Annotated in this window: 10 protein-coding genes; 2 read left to right on the forward strand and 8 right to left on the reverse strand. The window is 66.6% G+C overall.

Translation table 11 applies throughout. The features are described from left to right. The first annotated feature begins 38 nt into the window (after nucleotides 1–38). A complete protein-coding gene (locus C0R07_RS14475; protein ID WP_146027617.1) occupies nucleotides 39–4652 on the forward strand; it encodes an autotransporter outer membrane beta-barrel domain-containing protein in 4614 nt (1537 codons plus the stop codon). Between the two features lie 77 nt (nucleotides 4653–4729). Continuing rightward, a complete protein-coding gene (locus C0R07_RS14480; protein ID WP_217350026.1) occupies nucleotides 4730–5917 on the forward strand; it encodes a DUF6708 domain-containing protein in 1188 nt (395 codons plus the stop codon). Between the two features lie 58 nt (nucleotides 5918–5975). Here C0R07_RS14480 and C0R07_RS14485 read toward each other — a convergent pair whose 3' ends face one another. The 8 genes from C0R07_RS14485 to C0R07_RS14520 form a co-directional block, all read right to left on the reverse strand. After that, nucleotides 5976–7148, reverse strand: coding sequence for an MFS transporter (locus C0R07_RS14485; RefSeq protein WP_102789251.1), 1173 nt, complete (start codon nucleotides 7146–7148; stop codon nucleotides 5976–5978). 101 nt (nucleotides 7149–7249) lie between these two features. After that, on the reverse strand, nucleotides 7250–8155 hold the full coding sequence (locus C0R07_RS14490; RefSeq protein WP_102789252.1) for a LysR substrate-binding domain-containing protein: 906 nt from the start codon (nucleotides 8153–8155) through the stop codon (nucleotides 7250–7252). Between the two features lie 150 nt (nucleotides 8156–8305). Continuing rightward, nucleotides 8306–9283: a hypothetical protein gene (locus C0R07_RS14495; RefSeq protein ID WP_139146394.1), complete on the reverse strand. Its 978-nt coding sequence runs from the start codon at nucleotides 9281–9283 to the stop codon at nucleotides 8306–8308. 67 nt (nucleotides 9284–9350) lie between these two features. Beyond that, nucleotides 9351–11603: a TonB-dependent receptor gene (locus C0R07_RS14500; RefSeq protein WP_102789253.1), complete on the reverse strand. Its 2253-nt coding sequence runs from the start codon at nucleotides 11601–11603 to the stop codon at nucleotides 9351–9353. 226 nt (nucleotides 11604–11829) lie between these two features. Beyond that, the gene (locus tag C0R07_RS14505) at nucleotides 11830–12828 is read right to left on the reverse strand and encodes a dipeptide epimerase (RefSeq protein ID WP_070474085.1); all 999 of its coding nucleotides are present in this window, start codon (nucleotides 12826–12828) and stop codon (nucleotides 11830–11832) included. Between the two features lie 184 nt (nucleotides 12829–13012). Next, nucleotides 13013–14455: a serine hydrolase domain-containing protein gene (locus C0R07_RS14510; protein ID WP_102789254.1), complete on the reverse strand. Its 1443-nt coding sequence runs from the start codon at nucleotides 14453–14455 to the stop codon at nucleotides 13013–13015. A 37-nt stretch (nucleotides 14456–14492) separates the two neighbouring features. Further along, nucleotides 14493–16115, reverse strand: coding sequence for an N-acyl-D-amino-acid deacylase family protein (locus C0R07_RS14515; protein WP_254427862.1), 1623 nt, complete (start codon nucleotides 16113–16115; stop codon nucleotides 14493–14495). Then, nucleotides 16112–17269, reverse strand: a complete 1158-nt coding sequence (locus C0R07_RS14520; RefSeq protein ID WP_102789256.1) for an alpha/beta fold hydrolase — start codon at nucleotides 17267–17269, stop codon at nucleotides 16112–16114. The genes C0R07_RS14515 and C0R07_RS14520 overlap by 4 nt, the downstream gene beginning before the upstream one ends. Nucleotides 17270–17424: the final 155 nt, after the last annotated feature.

The raw sequence follows: 17424 nt of genomic DNA on the forward strand, positions 1-17424 counted from the left end.
GCCGAGCAGCCTCCGGCGTGACGTGTGCGGGTACGTTCGTGTCACCGCAATCGATCCGCGGCAGCCTGCTCGTGGTCGGGCTGGCTGCGTCGGCGCCCTGGTGCGCATTGGCGCAGAGCGTGGACGCGGCCAGCTGTATCACGGTACCGGCAAGCGTACCCGCCCAGCAGGTCCGCGCGAACGGCACGGTCCTGACGGTCGCAAGCGGCACCTACGCGCCGACCACCGTCGGTGCACCGGCCTTCTATGCCGCCAATGCCGGCGTGATCAACGCTACCGGCGCGGTGGCGTTGATCACCAGTGCCGCCAACACGGCCACGGTCTGCTCGACCAACGCGGGCGCGGTCAACTTCCTGGCGGCCGGCTCCACCGTCAGCCGGCTGGGCGCCGGGGGGCCTGCTGCCCGCCTGGAGGCAGGCACCACGTTGACCTCCAACGGCACGCGTTTCTACACGTCCCTGGCCAACAGTGAAGGCATCCAGGTCGCAGGCGGCCGCTTCACCGGCAGCGGCGATGTCATTGCCACCGGGATATTGCTGGGGACGCAACCCGGCAATCCCGCCACCTACGGTCTGCCGGTGGACGCCAGCGGCAATCTCGTCACCGATCCCGATGCCTACGTGGGCAAGGCCGCAACGGCGGCCCACGGCATCAGTGCCATTGACGGCACCGTCCGGTTGAATGTGGACAGCGCCGGCGTTCCCACGGGTGGCACCACATCGATCCATATCCTCGGCACCGGCGCCGGTGCAACCAATGGAAGCCACGGGTTGCTCGGCGCCAGCGGCGCGCAGTTCGACGTGCATGCGGTGAACATCCTCACCCGCGGCAACAACAACAGTGGTGGACGCTTTGCCACCGGTTCGCGCCTCCAGGCATCCCAGCTTTCCATCGATACCACCGGCACCGGCGCGACCGGCCTGGTGTTCGCTGATGCGCAAGGCACCTTGTCCGGGCTGACCATCAACGCCACCGGCATCACCGCGCACGGGCTGTCGGCCACCGGCACCTCCCAGGTGCAGGTTGATGGGCTGGACATCCGCGTGGCCGGGCAGAATGCGCACGGCGTGCTGGCCGGGAGCGGCAGCACGGTCACACTGGCAGGAGCGCCGGGTGTCGTCATTGCTGCAGGACAGACCGGCAATGCGCTGCGGGCCGAAGGCGGTGGCAGCGCGCTTACGGCAAACGGGCTGCGCCTCTCAACGCTGCTCAACGGTGCCATCGCTGGCCATGCGCTGACATCAGGCACGCTCACGCTGAGCGGCAGTGCGATCTACACCTCCGGCATTGCCGGCGGCAACGCGGCGGTTGGCCTGCAGGCCGCCAGCGGCGGTACCGTGGTCAGCCAAGGCAATGCCCTGCTGACCGGCGTACAGCTCGGCACGGATCCTGCCGCCGCCAGCTATGGCCTGCCGGTGGATGCCGGCGGCAATGCCACCACGGATCCTGCCGCGTATGTGGCCACCGGCACCACCGGGGCGAACGGCGCGCAGGTGTCCTCCACGGGTGGCACGCTGCGGCTGGACGTGGCGGCCGATGGCTCAGCGTTGGGCACCACGACCCGTATCGAGACCTACGGCAACAACAGCACCGGCGTGCTGGTAGCCCAGGCGGCTTCCGCGACCTCGCGGCTGCAGGCAGCAGACACGGTGATCACCACGCACGGGATGAACGCCAACGCCGTGCTGGTCCAGGGCGCCGTCGGCGGGGTCGGACCACAGGCGGCGTTGCTGCGCCTGGACACGCGCACCACCGATCTCAATGCCAACGGCGTGTATGGCCAGGCTGGCGCGCAGGTCAGCGTCACCGACAGCATCCTGACCACCTCGGGAAGCGGGGGCGGTATCCGTGCCGATGGCGCGGCAACCCGCATCACCGCGCGCAATCTCTACATCGGCGGCGGTGGCGCGGGTGGCATCGGGCTGAACGCCACCGGCGGCACCATCGACAGCGCTGGAACGACCATCATCAACTCAGGCCGCCCCGGGATGACGCTCAACGCCAGCGGTGGCACCGCGGGCACGCTGATCTCCAGTGGCGACACGATCCGTACCGGCGTCCTGCTGGGAACCGACCTGGCGCTGCCGACCTTTGGCAGGCCGATCGATGCAGGCGGCGACCCGGTGACCGACCCCGCTGCCTTCATGGCGTCCGGCATCTCCGGGCACGGGGTGTATGTGGGCACGGCCGGGGGGCGGGTCTGGATGAACGTCACTCCGGTGACGGGGCAGGCCGACGGCGCACGCAGCAGTATCACTACGCTGGGCAACGCCAGCGAAGGCTTCAACATCCAGGGCGTGGATGCGATCGCGACCCTGGCCAATGTGAGTGTCTCCACGTGCGGCACCGATTCCATCGGTGCACGCGCGGCGGGGGCTGGGCAGATCCGTACGAGCGGCATGACCGTCACCACCAGCGGGTTGCATGGCTACGGGCTGGCCGCGTATGCCGACAGCCTGCTGACCGCGACGGCAAGCAGCATCGCCACCACAGGCTTGCAGGCGCACGGGCTGATTGCCTGGGCCGACAACGGGCACCTGCTGCTGGGCGGCGGCAGCCATGTCACTACCCGCGGTGCGCTGGCCCACGCAGCGGTGGCATGGAACGGCGGTCGGGTGGACGTGGCGGATACCACGCTGGCCACGACCGGTCCCGGCGCGGCGGCGTTGCTGGTCCGTGGCGACCCCGCCCCAGCCTCGGCGTTCGTTACGCAGTCCACGCTATCCGCTGCGGACGGCCCCGGCGTGGGCGCCATCGGTGCGGCGCAGATCGACCTGACCGGCACCACGGTGCAAGGCCGCGACCTGTGGCTCAAGGTCGGTGCCATTGCCGATTTCGACGGGCTCGACGCCGCTGTCCCGCTCCTTCCCCCGGACCTTCCGCCCGATGATCCGCCAGTGCCCCTGCCGATGGCCTTACCGGCGCCGCAGGGTGTGTTGCCGGCCGCCGACACCCCGACCCTTGCCAGCATCACCGCGACCGGCAGCGTGCTCACCGGCGCCGCGATCACCCTGCCCGGCAGCCTCTCCAATGTGGCGCTGCATGACACGCTGTGGAACCTGACCGGCAGCTCCACGCTCACCACGCTGCTCAATGATCGCAGCCGGATCGCGTTCGCGGTGCCTGGCGGAGATCCCGTCCAAGTGGTCAGCTACAGAACCCTGACCGTGTCGCGCTACAGCGGTAATGGCACGCTCGCGCTGAACACCTGGCTGGGCGACGATGCCTCGCCCTCGGACCAGCTGGTCGTGGTGGATGGCAGCAGCAGTGGCCCGGGCGTGCTGGAGATACACAACACCGGCGGACGTGGCGACCGGACGCTGGCCGATGGCATCCGTGTGGTGCAGGCACGCAACGCCACCAGCACGCCCGACAACTTCGCGCTGGCGGCACCGGTGGTGGCGGGTCCGTACGAGTACTTCCTGTACCGCGGCGGCGCGGCCACGGTCTCCGGCGCGGATGTGGAGAACAGCTGGTACCTGCGCTCGGTGATCGACTGCGCCAGCCCGGGCGCGCCGGTACCGCCCTGCCCCGCCCCTCCTCTCCCGCCGCCACCGGATCCTGCTCCGCCGGATCCCGTGCCCCCTGAACCGCCCAGCCCCTCGCCACCCCCGGCCTATCGCCAGGAGGTGTCGCTGATCGCGGCCGTACCGGCGATGGCCCAGGTGTACGGCCGCACCCTGATCGATACCCTGCACGAACGGGTCGGCGATGAGCAGCTGCTGCATCAGCGCGGCGACCTGGATACCGAACGTAGCGGATTCAATGGCGCCTGGATGCGCTATCTCGGCCACGACGGCGAACATGATGGTGGCCGGCGCGGCATCTATGGCGATCGCGGGCCCGACTTCGACTACCGTTTCGATGCGTTGCAGATCGGTACCGACCTCTACCGGCGCGTGGATGCCGATGACCTGCGCCGCCGTCACGCCGGTGTCTACCTCGCGTATGGCAAAGGCAAGGGCGAGGTGCGGCACAACCTCCTGGATTACCGCTTCCATGCTGGCACTGACCGGTTCAAGGCCGGCTCAGTCGGCGGCTACTGGACAGCGTTCTCCGCCAAAGGCGCCTATATCGACGCCGTGGCCCAGTACACCTGGTATGACATGCGCCTGCAGTCCCCGCGCACGTCCGACAGTTTTGTCGATGCCGATGGGCTGGCGCTGTCGCTGGAAGGCGGCTGGCCGTTCATCCTCAACGAGGGCGACGGGTCCTCCGGCGAGGACGGGCGTTGGCGTCTGGAGCCGCAGGCGCAGGTGATCTGGCAGCAGATCGACGTCGACGACCTCGATGATCACACCGCGCAGGTGCACTTCAGCGACGGTGACTCGCTGGTCGGGCGCATCGGCGCGCGATTGAATCGCACCGGCCAGCACGAGACCGCGCAGGGTGAGGCCCGCAGCAGCAATGCCTGGCTGCGCGCCAACGTGTGGCACGAGTTCCGCGGCACGCCCCGCGCCGCGTTCGCCACCAACAGCGGCTACGTGCAGTTCGCCGTGGATATGGGCGGCTCATGGGGCGAAGTGGGCATCGGCGGAACCTGGCAGGTCACCCAGACCGGCTACCTGTTTGCCGATCTCGATTACAGCTGGAGCTTCAATGGCGACGAGAACGCGTGGAACGGCAAGCTGGGCATGCGGTGGAACTGGTAGACGCTGTGATTCCAGGGGATGGTGACAGCCGATAGTGCCTGTGAAATCATGCGCGGTTGTCCGCCCGGCGAGCTTGCATGTTTCAACGATTCTTCAGGAAGAGCCGCACGACTGTGGCAGCGACCGCTGCGCTCGACGTCCGCAGTCAACGCCCTTCAGCGGGCGAGATCCGGGTTGAAGGCGCGACCGAGACGCTGTTCCTGTCTCCCTTGCCGGTGTACACCGGGCAGGTGCAATCCTCCCGTCGCCATTTTTCGGACATCAATGATGTGTTCCTGGACCTGGGAGGGAGCAACTGGGGAACCGTAGAGGGCGGCAAAATGCTTGCCGGCGGAATCGTCGGCCTGTTCGTGCTCGCGTTCATCGTGCCCGCGCTCATCATGTTCTACCTGGTGCTCGCCTACCCGGAGAACTTCCCGACGCCATGGGCGGATTTGAAGATGTTCATTCAAGTGTTTTCTGCCGGCGCGCTTCTCGGCATCCTCCCCTTGGGGGCATTCGCCTACGGGATGTTCTCGGATGAGTTCAAATGCGCAAAGCCCTATCCGGTGCGCTTCAACCGTCAGCGTCGCGAGGTGTGCTACATCGACCGCGAGAGCGGCCGTGCCCTGATCGTGCCCTGGGAGAGCATCGTTGCCTGGGTGTCCAATTCACAAGGCATCACCCCGTATGGCACAACGCGCCAGTACACCTTCGGCATGGGCCTGGAGGATGAAGAGCGCGACACCGTGCAGTTTGTCCTGCTGCCACAACCCAGTGATTCGCACTCACTGGGCCTGTGGGCGTCGATCCGGAACTACATGGAGGACGGGCAGTTGTTCAATGCACCCAACCCATGGTTCCAGGCATTGGGGTTGGTCCCGACCAAGGATCGACTGAAGCCGTATGAGGGCATGCACACCTTTGAGATCGAGCGTGAGGATGCTCGCGCGATGGGTTCGCTCGACGACGGCGGTGATGATCTGACGCTGGAACAACGGGAGAAGTATGGCTACGACAAACGCTCCTACTGGCCGCTCCGTCGCTGGTACGCGTGGCGTGTCCTTACCTTCTGGAAGCTGCCCTACCTGCTCGCCGAATGGGTCCATCGCCGCGGCCGTCCTTCGCTGCCGGCCGTGGTGGAAGCCTGGTCCCAGGCATTGCCGGAAGCGCAATGGGCCACCCCCAGCGGGGCGCTTGTGACCGCCAGCAAGCGCGTGAGAACGGCCATGGATAAACAAGGCGCGACGTTCGTCGATGCCTGCAAGGCAGCCGGCTTCAAGTGAGGTGACTGCTCCAGAGCATCTCGAGGGTATTGAACGGCAGCGGACGTGATCCACCACTTCAAACACGCGATCCGTGCCTGCGGCGAGCAAGGCGATACAACACGGTGCCAGCCAGTACCGCGGCCACGGCCCCTGTCAGCGGTACCGATGCCAGCGTTGCATAGCTGATCGTAAGGCTGCCCATGGCGCCCCCGAGCGCGGTGCCCAGGTTGAAGGAGGCGATGTTCAACCCGGCCGCGACCGGGCTGTAGGCGGGAATCAAGCGCTGCGCCTGCTTGAGCAGACGCAGCGTCAGCAGCGTCACGATGCAGAAGAAACAGATGCCCAGCGTGCCGATCAGCAGCATCATCATGGCCGGCATGCTGGCGAACACGTAGAGCCCGAGCAGATTCAACGCCAACGCGCACAGTGCCAACTGAAGGCTGCGGTCCCCGTCCATCGCGTCGCCCAGCGCTCCCCCGAGCAGGTTGCCTGCGATCGCACAGACGCCGAACAACAGCATGCCCAGGCTCAGCCACTGCACGTCCACACCAGTGACCTGCTGCAGATACGGCGAGACGAAGGTGAAGAACGAAAACGTCGCGACGCTCACCAGCGCGCCGATGCCGGCCGTCGTCAGGAGCTGGGGATGGATGATGGCCTGGATGCCCTTCCATGCCCCGCCGCGGGACGGGGCCGAACCGGCAGCTCCCCTCGGCATGCACAGCGCCAGACCCAGCATGCCGACCACGCTGAGGACGCCGATGGACAGGAAGACCACGCGCCACGACCAGAGACTGCCCAGGTACGTGCCGATCGGAACGCCGAACGCCAGCGCGAGGGTCAACCCGATCCACACGACCGACAGCGCCCGGCCGGATCGCTGCGGGTCCACGAGCCGGGTCGCCGCGTCGGAGGCGACCGCCATGAAGACGCCGTGGCCGAGGCCGACCACGAAGCGGATGGCCAGCAGTGTAACCAGATTGGGCGAGGCGCTCATCAGCAGGCTGCCCAGTCCGAGCAACGCCGTGGCCAGCAGCAGGATCTGCCGGTCCCGCCAGTGCGCGACCAGGGCGGTGATGAACGGTGCGCCGATGGCCGCGCCCAGTGCATAGGCGGCAATGACCGTGCCGACGAGGGATATCCGCGCCCCGAGGTCATCGGCAATGGTGGTCAACAATCCCGCGACCACGAACTCGGAGAGCCCGAACGCGAACGCGCACAGGGAAAACACATAAATGGCAGCAGGCATCGCAGGTCCTATCCAGCAGAGCTGCGGAAGCCTAGTGCCTGGCCATGTGCGGGTGAAGGACGGTTTACATACTGCAGCAAGACGCCGCGCGTCTTGTCACCTCAGGGCAGAGAACGGGTCTGCAGAATCGCCTGTATCAACCGGTCGCGGATCGCTGAGGTCCGGGTCTCGTTCCACGCCATGAACAGCTCCAGCCGTGACACGTCCTCCGCCGCTTCCACCTGGAGCGGACGGAACATAACGTCCTCGCGCGTTTCCGTCGCCAGCGAAGCGGGCAGCAGCGCGATACCGAACCCCGCAGCCACCAAGGCAATCAAGGTCTGCATCTGCCGGCCGTGCTGCACGATGTCGGGCACGAACCCGGCTGTCTGGCACAGGCCGATCAGCTGGTCATGAAATCCTTTGCCGAGTGTCCGGGGCGAGGCGACGAATGCTTCGTCCCTGAGCAATGCCAGGTCGATGCCCGCCTTCGCCGCCAGCGGATGACCGGCCGGCAGCGCGACGCAGATCCGTTCGCTCAGCAGCCTTTCCATGCGCAGGTGCGGCGTCGTGGTGCCCGGCGTCCGCATGAAGCCGATATCCGCCTCTCCCTGCTCCAGGGCGTTGACCTGCTCCTGGGTGGTGGCCTCCCGCATCGTGAAGGCGATGCCCGGGTTGAGCTCGCGAAAGTGGCGCAACGCCTGCAGCAACGAGGCATAGGGGGCGATGTTGATGAAGGTCAGGGTCAGGTGGCCCTCCATGCCCTGGGCCACGCGGCGCGTCTGGGCGACGCCCTCCTCCAGCGACTGCACAGTTCGGCGCGCGGTCTCAAGGAAGGCTGCCCCCGCCGGTGTCAACGCGACGCTGCGAGGGGTGCGCTCGAACAACGGGGCTCCGACGGCGCCCTCCAGCTTGCGGATGGCCTGGCTCAGCGGCGGCTGCGCCATGTGCAGCCGCTCGGCGGCGCGATTGAAGTGCAGCTCCTCGGCCACGGCAATGAACTGTTGGAGCAGGCGGGTCTCTATCACTGAAACACCAGACCTCTTGAATGCCGGAATTGAGGGTGTTCAACATACCAAATCTCTACGTTGTCCAGAGCGCGCCAGCAGGCGTCTGCTGGAGGGACTGGTCATGATGCTGCTGCTCGTCAGCGATGCTCGACGAGGGGCCGGACAGCGTTACTTCGTGGCGTCGCGCGCCGTCGCGTCCGCTTCCATCAGCTCCCGGCGCTGTGCCTCGATCCAGGCGTCCCCGGCGGCACGTGCCTGGGCATCGAGTTCCTTGTTCTGCCGGTCGTTTTCCTGGTACTGAGCCCACACCTCGGGCGTGATCGTCTCCAGTCGATGATCGGGGCGCAGCTGGATCGAGGGGGACGCCCCCATGGCCACCGTGAAGTTATCGAACAGCCATTGGCGGCGCTGCTCAGGCGAGGCATACAGAAGGTCCGGCTCCGCATAGGTCCGCATCGGCAGTGCCTGCTCGGCGAGGGGCGTGTCGGACGAAATCCTCGCCAGCCTGACGACCAGTCGCTCATGGTCCCGGTCTTTGTGATACAGGGCGGCGATGTCGCCATCGATCCACAGGACGTACGCGTACCCCGCGATGGGATGGACCTGGAAGGGGTGTTCACGGACCAGGATGAGATCACTGCGGTCTGTGTAGAGCGCCCGCCAGCCCGGCGGTGCCGGACGGATGCCGCAGTCGACGGTCCCTGCCGTGATCTTCTCCAGCGTCGCCCTGCCGCGGCTCGCGGAAAGCCGCGTTGTCCAGCAGCGTGAGCTGTCACGATTGTGCGATGCCATCAGAACTGCGTCTTCGTCCAGCACCACCGCATCGGTATGCACAAACGGGGCGTCTGTGGCGGCATGATCCTGCAGCAGCGTCGCGAAGTCCTTATCTGACAGCGCACTGCCATTCTCGTAAACGGCGTACGTGGTGTGGTGCTGGTACTTGCTGCTGTTGATATCCAGCCTGCTTTCCGTCACGGCCACGACCTTCAGCGTGTCTGACGAAAACACGGTCTCCCGCTGGGTGCGTGCACATCCAGCGGTGAGCAGCGCTGCACACAGCAGCAGCGCAGCAGAAAGCAGGACGGAACATCTTCTGGCGTGCATCGCGCTGCTGCCTGCGGGTCGGGATGGGATCCGTGCAAGCATATCCGCTTCGGCCACGGTTACCGGGCAGCACGGCCCCAAAGGGGCCGCACTGCCCTGCCCCGCTGGATCAGAAGCTGTAATCCAACGAAACACCCACGGTACGCGGCTGCATCATCACCGCATTCCAGCGCCGGTACTGCTGCGCACCGGCCGCAGGAATCGTCCTGCCAGCCGCCACGTAGATGTCCTTGTTGGTGAGATTGGTGACGAAGAAGCGCACGGTCGTGTTCTGGCTGCTGACTTCGGCGGTCAGGTCCACCGTGGTGTAGCTGGGCAGGTCAAAGGACTGTGTCGATGCCACCGATGCCGCACGCTCGCCGTAGTAGCGCAGCGCGCCGCCGACGCTCCAGCCCCATTCGCCGCTCGTCGGGAACTGGTAATCGGCCTGCAGGCTGCCGGCCCACTCGGGCACCTGTGGCAGCTGGGCACCGGATTCGGCCTGGTTGGGGCCGCCCGGGCGCGCCGGCGGAATCGGCGCGGTCAGCTTGGCATCGGTGTAGGTCAGGCTGCTGCTCAGGCGCAACCCATCGACGGGCATCAGTGCGCCGGTGAACTCAACGCCCTGGCTGCGTGCTTCGCCGCCGTTGACGCCATAGGAGATGCCCTGGGCCGTGAGCAGATTCAGGCGGATGTCATCCCAGTCGATGCGGAAGGCGGCCACTTCCACCAGCGCACGACGATCCCAGAAGTGGCTCTTCAAGCCGGCTTCGTAGTTGATCAACGTGTCCGACTTGACCTGCGCGGGGACTTCCGGCGCGGCCGGCAGGATGGGGTTCGGGCTGCCGGCGCGGTAGCCGGTGGCTACGCGCACGTAGGCCATGGTGTCCTCGCCCAGGAACAAGCGCGGGCTGGCGCTCCAGGTGGTCACGCTCTCGGAGGATTCGGTGATCCGCTGCACCCCGTCACCACCCAGCGGGCCGCCGAGGGTCTGGCGGAACTCCTGGTCGTTGCGGGCATGGCGCACGCCCAGGGCCAGATCGAAGCGGTCGGTGAATTTCCAGGTGGCGTTGCCGAACAGCGCCTTCTCTTTGTAGGTGGTCAGCACCGAGGCGGTGAACAGATCGAGCACCGGGTTGAAGGCCGGGCTCAAGGCGCTGCCGCGCTCGATGTAGGCCGCGTCTTCATCGGTGTAGAACGCGCCGAGCTGCCATTGCAGGCGGCTGTCGCCCTTGGAGGTCAGGCGGAATTCCTGGGTCCACTTCTTCAATTCGATATCCGTGTCCAGGCCGGCGTATGCCATGACCGGGCCCACGCCGGGTTTCTGGCCGAGCAGCGGAATGTACTCGACCGACTGGTCCTGCAGGCGCCAGGAGTTGGATTTCATCCAGCTGCTGGCCGAGGTGAAGTCGGCCCAGCCCACGTCCCAGTCCACTGTCAGGCCGTACACGTCGTACTTGATCGTGCTCGGCTGCAGGAACAGGTACTCGTTCGAGTAGCCGGGCAGCTTCGGCTTGAACGTGACCGGGTCCAGGGCGACCGTCGCGAAATTGTCGCCCTTGTTTTCCTGGCGCATCGCGGTGAGCAGGACGTCCACCGTGTCCGAGGCTTTCCACAGCAGCGAGAGGCGGCCGGCGTTCTGGTACACGTCGTTGGTGTCGCGGCGATGCAGGACACTGTTGTCGATCCAGCCCGGGCTGGTCTGCTCGGCATAGCTGGCGCGCAGGGCCAGCTGACCCTTCACCAGCGGCACGTTGACCGCAGCGCGTTCGGAATGACCCACCCGGCCACCATCGTCAACGACGCGCATCGTCGCCCCGGCGCGGCCCGCGAAGTACTCCAGGTCCGGCCGCTTGGTGACGTACTTGACCACGCCACCCAGCGCGCTGGCACCGTACAGCGTGCCCTGCGGACCGCGCAGCACTTCCACGTTCTGCACATCGTAGGGAAGCAGGTCGAACATGCCCGAGGTGGCGCCGGAGAGCGAGCCATTCGCGGTCAGTGGCACATCGTCCACGTAGATAGAGGTCGAGGCGGTGTTGCCCATCGGGGTGATGCCGCGGATCGAGATCGTCGAGCGGCCCGGCGCGCCGAGGCTGGTGATCTGCAGGCCGGGGACCAGGCCTGCCAGATCATTCATGTTGTTGACCTGCAGGCGATCGAGCTGCTCTTCACTGATGACGCTGATCGACATCGGGATGTCGGTCACCACTTCCACGCGTTTCTGCGCAGTGGCGGTGACCGTGCCCAGCGTATGCACGTCATCGCGCTCGGGATTCTCGGCGGCGACCTGTGCCAGTGCCGTGGCGCTGCAGCCCAGGGCCAGGATGCCTGCAGCGCAGGCCAGCGACAACGCGTTCATTCGGAGCGAACAGTGACTCATGGTGATGAGACCTCGGTAGCGAAGCTGGGAGCCCACGGCAATGGGCACGGAATGCGGCAGTCAGGGCACCCCGGCGTTCTGGGGTGGGGGCCGGCCTGGCAATGACGCTCCTGGGGACGAATGGCTGCTTACAAGCCCATGTAGGACACAATAGTCCTGTTCAGAGAACTGTCAATCCTGCGACGCAGCATTGACATCAAATCGTGCGCCAGGCGCGCCCCGCGCCTCAGCGTGCGGCGCCCCAGACGGCCTCGTCGCACCAGATCGTGCCGTCGCGATAGACGACCCCAGGCGTGCGGTCCTGCTTGAGGAACGTAGGGCCATCCAGATCGACGAGATCGCACAACTGCCCGACCACGAAGCCCGGCGCGGCGCCCAGGCTGCTGCAGACCATGCAGCCGACCATGACGCCCAGATCCGCTTCGCGCGCGGCTGCCGCGATGAGCAGCGCCTCAGTGAGGCCGCCGCACTTGTCGAGCTTGATGTTGTAGACGTTGAAGCGACCCTTCAGGCCGTCCACGTCGGCCAGGGTGAGCGCGCTTTCGTCCGCGGCCAGCGGAATCGGCGAGACGAATCCATCGAGGTCGGCTTCGCGCCCGCGGGCCAGCGGCTGTTCGATCAGCGCCACACCGGCGTCCACCATGGCGGTGGCCAGCCGGTCGAGATCACCAATCTGATACCCCTGGTTTGCGTCGACGCCCAGCCACACATCCGGCCGTACCGCGCGGATGGCCGCGACGCGGGCGATGTCCAGGTCGAGATCGCCCGTCAATTTCACCTTGATCGAGTGCGCCTGACGGTAGGCCACAGCGGCCGCCGCCATCGCGGCCGGCTCATCGGCGCCGACCGTGAAGGTTGTCGGCAGTGGCCGCGGTGCCTCCAGCCCTGCAAGCGCCCATACGGGCGTTCGCGTCTGCCTGGATTCCAGTTCCCACAGGGCGGCATCGACCGCGTTGCGCGCGCCGCCGGCCGGCAGGATCGCACGTAGTTCCTCGCGCGTGGGATGCGCCTCGATCGCATCGCGCGCCGCTTCCAGCTGGATGCGCATGGTCTCCACGTCTTCGCCCAGGTAGTACACCCCGGTCGCCTCGCCACGCCCGATGTGCGTGCCGTCATCCAGGGTGACGAGGACGGCCAGGCGACTGTCGAACACGTGGCTGGAAATGCGGAAGGGTGCCGCAAGGCGCAGGGCGTCGACGGCGATGCCGAGTTTCAGGCGGGCCATCAGACGTGCGCCCTGGTTGCACCACGCTCACGCGTCAACGGGGACGTTCCCAACAGCTGGATCAAGCACATCTGGTTTCCCTGCCTCATGGTGAGTAATTCTCACATTGAGACATTAGTTCTCTCCTAAGAGAACTGTCAACGGGCGCCGGGTTCGGCGCCCTCCCCTTTCCCTGCTTTTCTGGTTACTTTGCGGCGGGAGCGGCGGGCGCAAGCGCGGCCGCGATCTGCGAGAGGTACTTGTTCCAGTCGAACTTCTGGCCTTCCGGCGTCCAGCCCAGGCGCACGATCACCGCATCCTGCGAGGGAATCACGGCCACGATCTGGTGGTTATGGCCCATCGCCATGAAGGCATCTGTCGCGACATCCTGCAGCACCTTGCGTCCTTCTCCGCCGGCTTCGGCCCGGTTCAACCACAGCTGCGCGCCGTACGAGGGCCGCGGTGAGGCCGGGGTCGGTGTCACCGCGAAGTCGAGCCATTGCTGCGACAGCAGCCGCTTGCCGCCCGCCTCGCCGTGGTTCAGATGCAGCAGTCCGTACCGCGCCCAATCGCGTGCCGTCGCGTACCCGTACGAGCTGCCGACCAGCACACCCGATTCATCCGGCTCGATCAGTGCACTGCGCATCCCTGCGGGCTCGAACAGCCGCGTCTGGGCAAACCGTGTCATGCCTTCCAGCGTCCCACCGGTCGCCTCGAAGACGATCCGCGACAGGATATTGGTCGTGCCGGACGAATAGCTCCAGAAGGTTCCCGGCGCATGCTCCAGCGGCAACGCAGCGGCAAGCGCCCCCATGTCGCCAGCCTCGAACAACATCTTGATCGAGTCGTTACCGGGCTTGTAACTCTCCACGAAGGTGAGCCCGCTGGACATCGTCAGCAATTGGCGCAGCGTGATCGCGCCGCGCGGGTCGCCGGCGCCCTTCCACTCGGGCACCGGTGCCGGCTCGTCCAGTTTGAGCACACCGTCATCGACCAACAGGCCGACCAGCGTACCCATGATGCTCTTGGTCGCGGACCAGCCCAGCATGCGCGTGCTCTGGTTGAAGCCGGGCGCATAGCGTTCGGCGACGATCGCCCCGCCCTGCACCACCACGATCGCCCGCGTGTCGGGATAGCCGCCGACGTTCTGCTCATCAAAGGCGGCGCTGACCGCGGCATCGAGTGCAGCCCGGTCAAGTTTCGCTTCAGCCGCCGCCTGCAGCGCCGGCACGGGCGTGTCGCCCTGGGGCCAGGGGCGCGCCGGCAAGGGAGCAAGCGGTTTGAGCCGCCCCGCCTGCGTCTTGAGGGCCTTCAACGGAACATCGCCGGTGGTCAGGGTGCAGCCGACCGCCGGGCGATACAGCGCGGTACGGGTCGGCGTGCCGGGCGCGGAGGCGGTGACCGTCCCGGCCTTGCGATCCACCGACAGCGCGACCGTTCTGGTGAAAGGCGCCAGCGCATGCACGTCATCGCGCAGGACGTCGGCTTCGGTGCGGTTGGCCACGAAAATGCCGGCGCACGCAAGCTGCGCCGAGACCGCGGTACCCAGATCGTCCGCGCTGGTGATCGGCGGTGCGGCCGCCAGCACCGGCGCGGAGGCGGCGAGCGCCAGGGCCAGAAGGCTGCAGCGGAAGGAGTATCGAATCATGAGGTGGGTCCTGAAGTTGGTGTGGCGCGCACGTGGATCAGCGCGTGTGGCAGGCGTGGCGCAGCGCCGAGCCCGCCCGGGCGCCGGTGTGCCTGCCACCCTCGAAACTCACCACGCCGTTGACGATGACGGTCTCGATGCCGGTCGGCGCGCCGGCCGGTACATCCCAGCTCGCCACATCGTCCAGCGTGTCCAGATCGAACAGCACGATGTCCGCGCGCATGCCCTCACGGATCAGCCCGCGGTCGCTCAAGCCCATCCGCTGCGCGGGCCAGCCGGTCATTTTTCGGACGGCATCCTCCAGCGTCAGTACCTGGTTCCGCTTCACATACTCGGCGATGATCCGCGGGAAGGTGCCGTAGGCGCGCGGGTGCGGCAGGCCGATGGCACCTTCGCTGCCGTAGTTCACCGCCGCCGCGGCATCACTGCCGATGCTGACCCAGGGCTGGCGCAGCGCGAGCTGTACGTCCTGCTCGCTGATCATGAAATACAGCGCGACCGCGCGGTTGGGCAGCCCTTCGAGCGCGATATCCCAGGCCGCATCGGCCGGGTCCAGATTCAGTTCGGCACCGATCTCGGCCAGCGTCCTGCCGTGGAAGCGCCGGTACTTGTCACTGAAGCTGTTGGCCAGGCGCACGTTCTGGAAACCGCCCGAGGCGTGCACCAGGTTCGACCAGCCGGGCATCGATCCAGCGGCGACTTCCTTCTTCATGCGTTCGCGCACCTTCGGATCGCGCACGCGCTCGATGCCCTTCTCGAGCCCATCGGCCCAGACCCAGCTCGGCGCGATGATCTCCAGCCCGGTGCCGCCGGCGGTATATGGGTACAGGTCCGCGGCGACATCGACACCGCGGTCGCGCGCCGCATTGATCGTGGCCAGCGCCTGCGGCATCAGCTTGCCCCACTCCGGTGCATAGGCCGCCTTCAAGTGGAAGATCTCCACCTTCACGCCGCCCTTTTCACCGATCTCGATCGCTTCTTCGATCGCCTTGACCACGCCCTCGCTTTCGTCACGCATATGGGTGGCATAGAAGCCATCGCATTGCGCGGCCACCTTGGCCAGCGAAATGAGATCCGAGGTGCTCTGGAAGCTGCTGGGCGCATAGATCAACGCGCTGGAGATACCGAACGCACCGGCCTCCATCGCGATCTTGACCTGCTCACCCATGGCATCCAGCTGCTTGCGGGTCGGGGCACCGGCGACATCGCCCATGACATGCACGCGGGCCTGGGTAGAGGAGTAGTAGGTGCCGAAGTTGACCGCGATGCCCTGCGTCTCCAGCTGCTTGAAGTATCCCGGCATGCCCGCCGCAGGCACCGGCGGTCCGCCCTCGCCGCCGATCAGCGTGGTCACGCCCATGCGGAGCTTGTTCTCCGCGGCGCCATCCTTGAGCAGCGCCGCGCCGGACTGGTCCATCATGTCGATGAAGCCGGGCGACACATAACGCCCGCGCGCGTCGATCTCGCGGGTGCCGGTCCCCGGCACCTGGCCGACCCGTGCCACCCGCCCGTCTTTGACCGCCACATCGGCACGGACCCAGGGGTTGCCGGCACCGTCCAGTACGCGGCCGCCACGGATCACCAGGTCATAGTCGGCGGCGGCCGCATGGGCGGCGAACAGCATCGACACACCGGCCCAGAGCAGAGTGCGCTTCATCATTTCATCTCCTTGTCGGTACGCGCGTCTGCACGCACGTCATCCACGACCTCACGAACCGCGTCCACCACCCGATCCGGCTGATCGATCTGGATGTAATGGCCGGCGTCGCTCACGATCTGTTGTTGCCCGCGGCTGGACATGGCGGCCTGCTCGGCATGCAGGGTGCGCCATTCCTGCTTGAACCGGGCGCCCTCCTCCGCGGTCAGGCCCATCTTTTCCAGCTCCTCGGGCTTGAACGGCTTCAGCGCGGTCAGCACGATCACCGGGCGATCGCCAAACGAGGTGACCGCGCGGGCATCGTCCATGGTGCTGTCGAAACCATCCACTTCGGCGGTCGCGCCCTTGACCGAGGTACTGGAGAAGGCGGTGATCTCCGCCGCCTCATCCTCGGGGCGGGGGCCATGATCGGCGCGCGAGAACAGGAAGCGCACCAGGCCGGTCCGCGACAGTGCCGTCGCGGCATGCATCAACAGCGACACTTTCTTCGGGTGGACGTTGATGCTGACCACGCTGCCAAGCCGGGCGATCTGATCTGGATGTGAGGGGTCGACCATCACCAGCCCGGCGACCTGATCGCCGTAGCGACCCACATAGGTCCGGATGTAGGGCCCGCCGATCGAATGGCCGACCAGCACCAGCGGATCGGTGATGCCGGCGCCCTTCAACAACGCATGCAGGTCATCAGCCACGGCCGATGCACGCTGCGGGGAATCCTTTGCGTCGCTGCGCATGATGCCGGCACGGTCGTAGGCGCAGGCACGGGTAAAGCGGGCGATCCGGTCGTGCACGCGGGTCCAGTCGAGCGTGCCGCCCGTGCCCAGGCCGGATTCGAAGATCACCGTCGGCGAGCCGCTGCCCCGGCACTCGATATGCATCTGCCGCCCGCCGATGTCGACCATTTCGCCGCGCAGAGGATGCTCGTCCGCCGCGTTCCGGCGCGCCAGCGCCTCGTACACGACGCCCACCAGGGTGAGGAGAATCACGAGCGCCAACAGACCCAGCAGGATCCACTTCACCCATCGCCCAAACCGCCGCCAACCCTTTACTGCTGTCATGTCGTGCTCTCTTGAAGGGCGTACTGAAGCGCGTTTCGCCCCGCGGTTCCGGCTCGCGCGGCGTTCAAGGGAGGACCACCCCATGCGGCAGACAATCATCCCGAATGGGATATAAACGTCCTGATAGGAGAATTGTCAATGTGCAGTGCGCCACTGTCCGGGTTCCCACGGTCACCGTTGTGAAGACCCGCACTTCACGCGACGCACACTACCCTCTTGCCGTCACACCCCACGGAGCTGCCCCCTCGTGAGCC

It is taken from the genome of Stenotrophomonas bentonitica, from assembly GCF_002887735.1.
GTDB lineage: Bacteria > Pseudomonadota > Gammaproteobacteria > Xanthomonadales > Xanthomonadaceae > Stenotrophomonas > Stenotrophomonas bentonitica_A.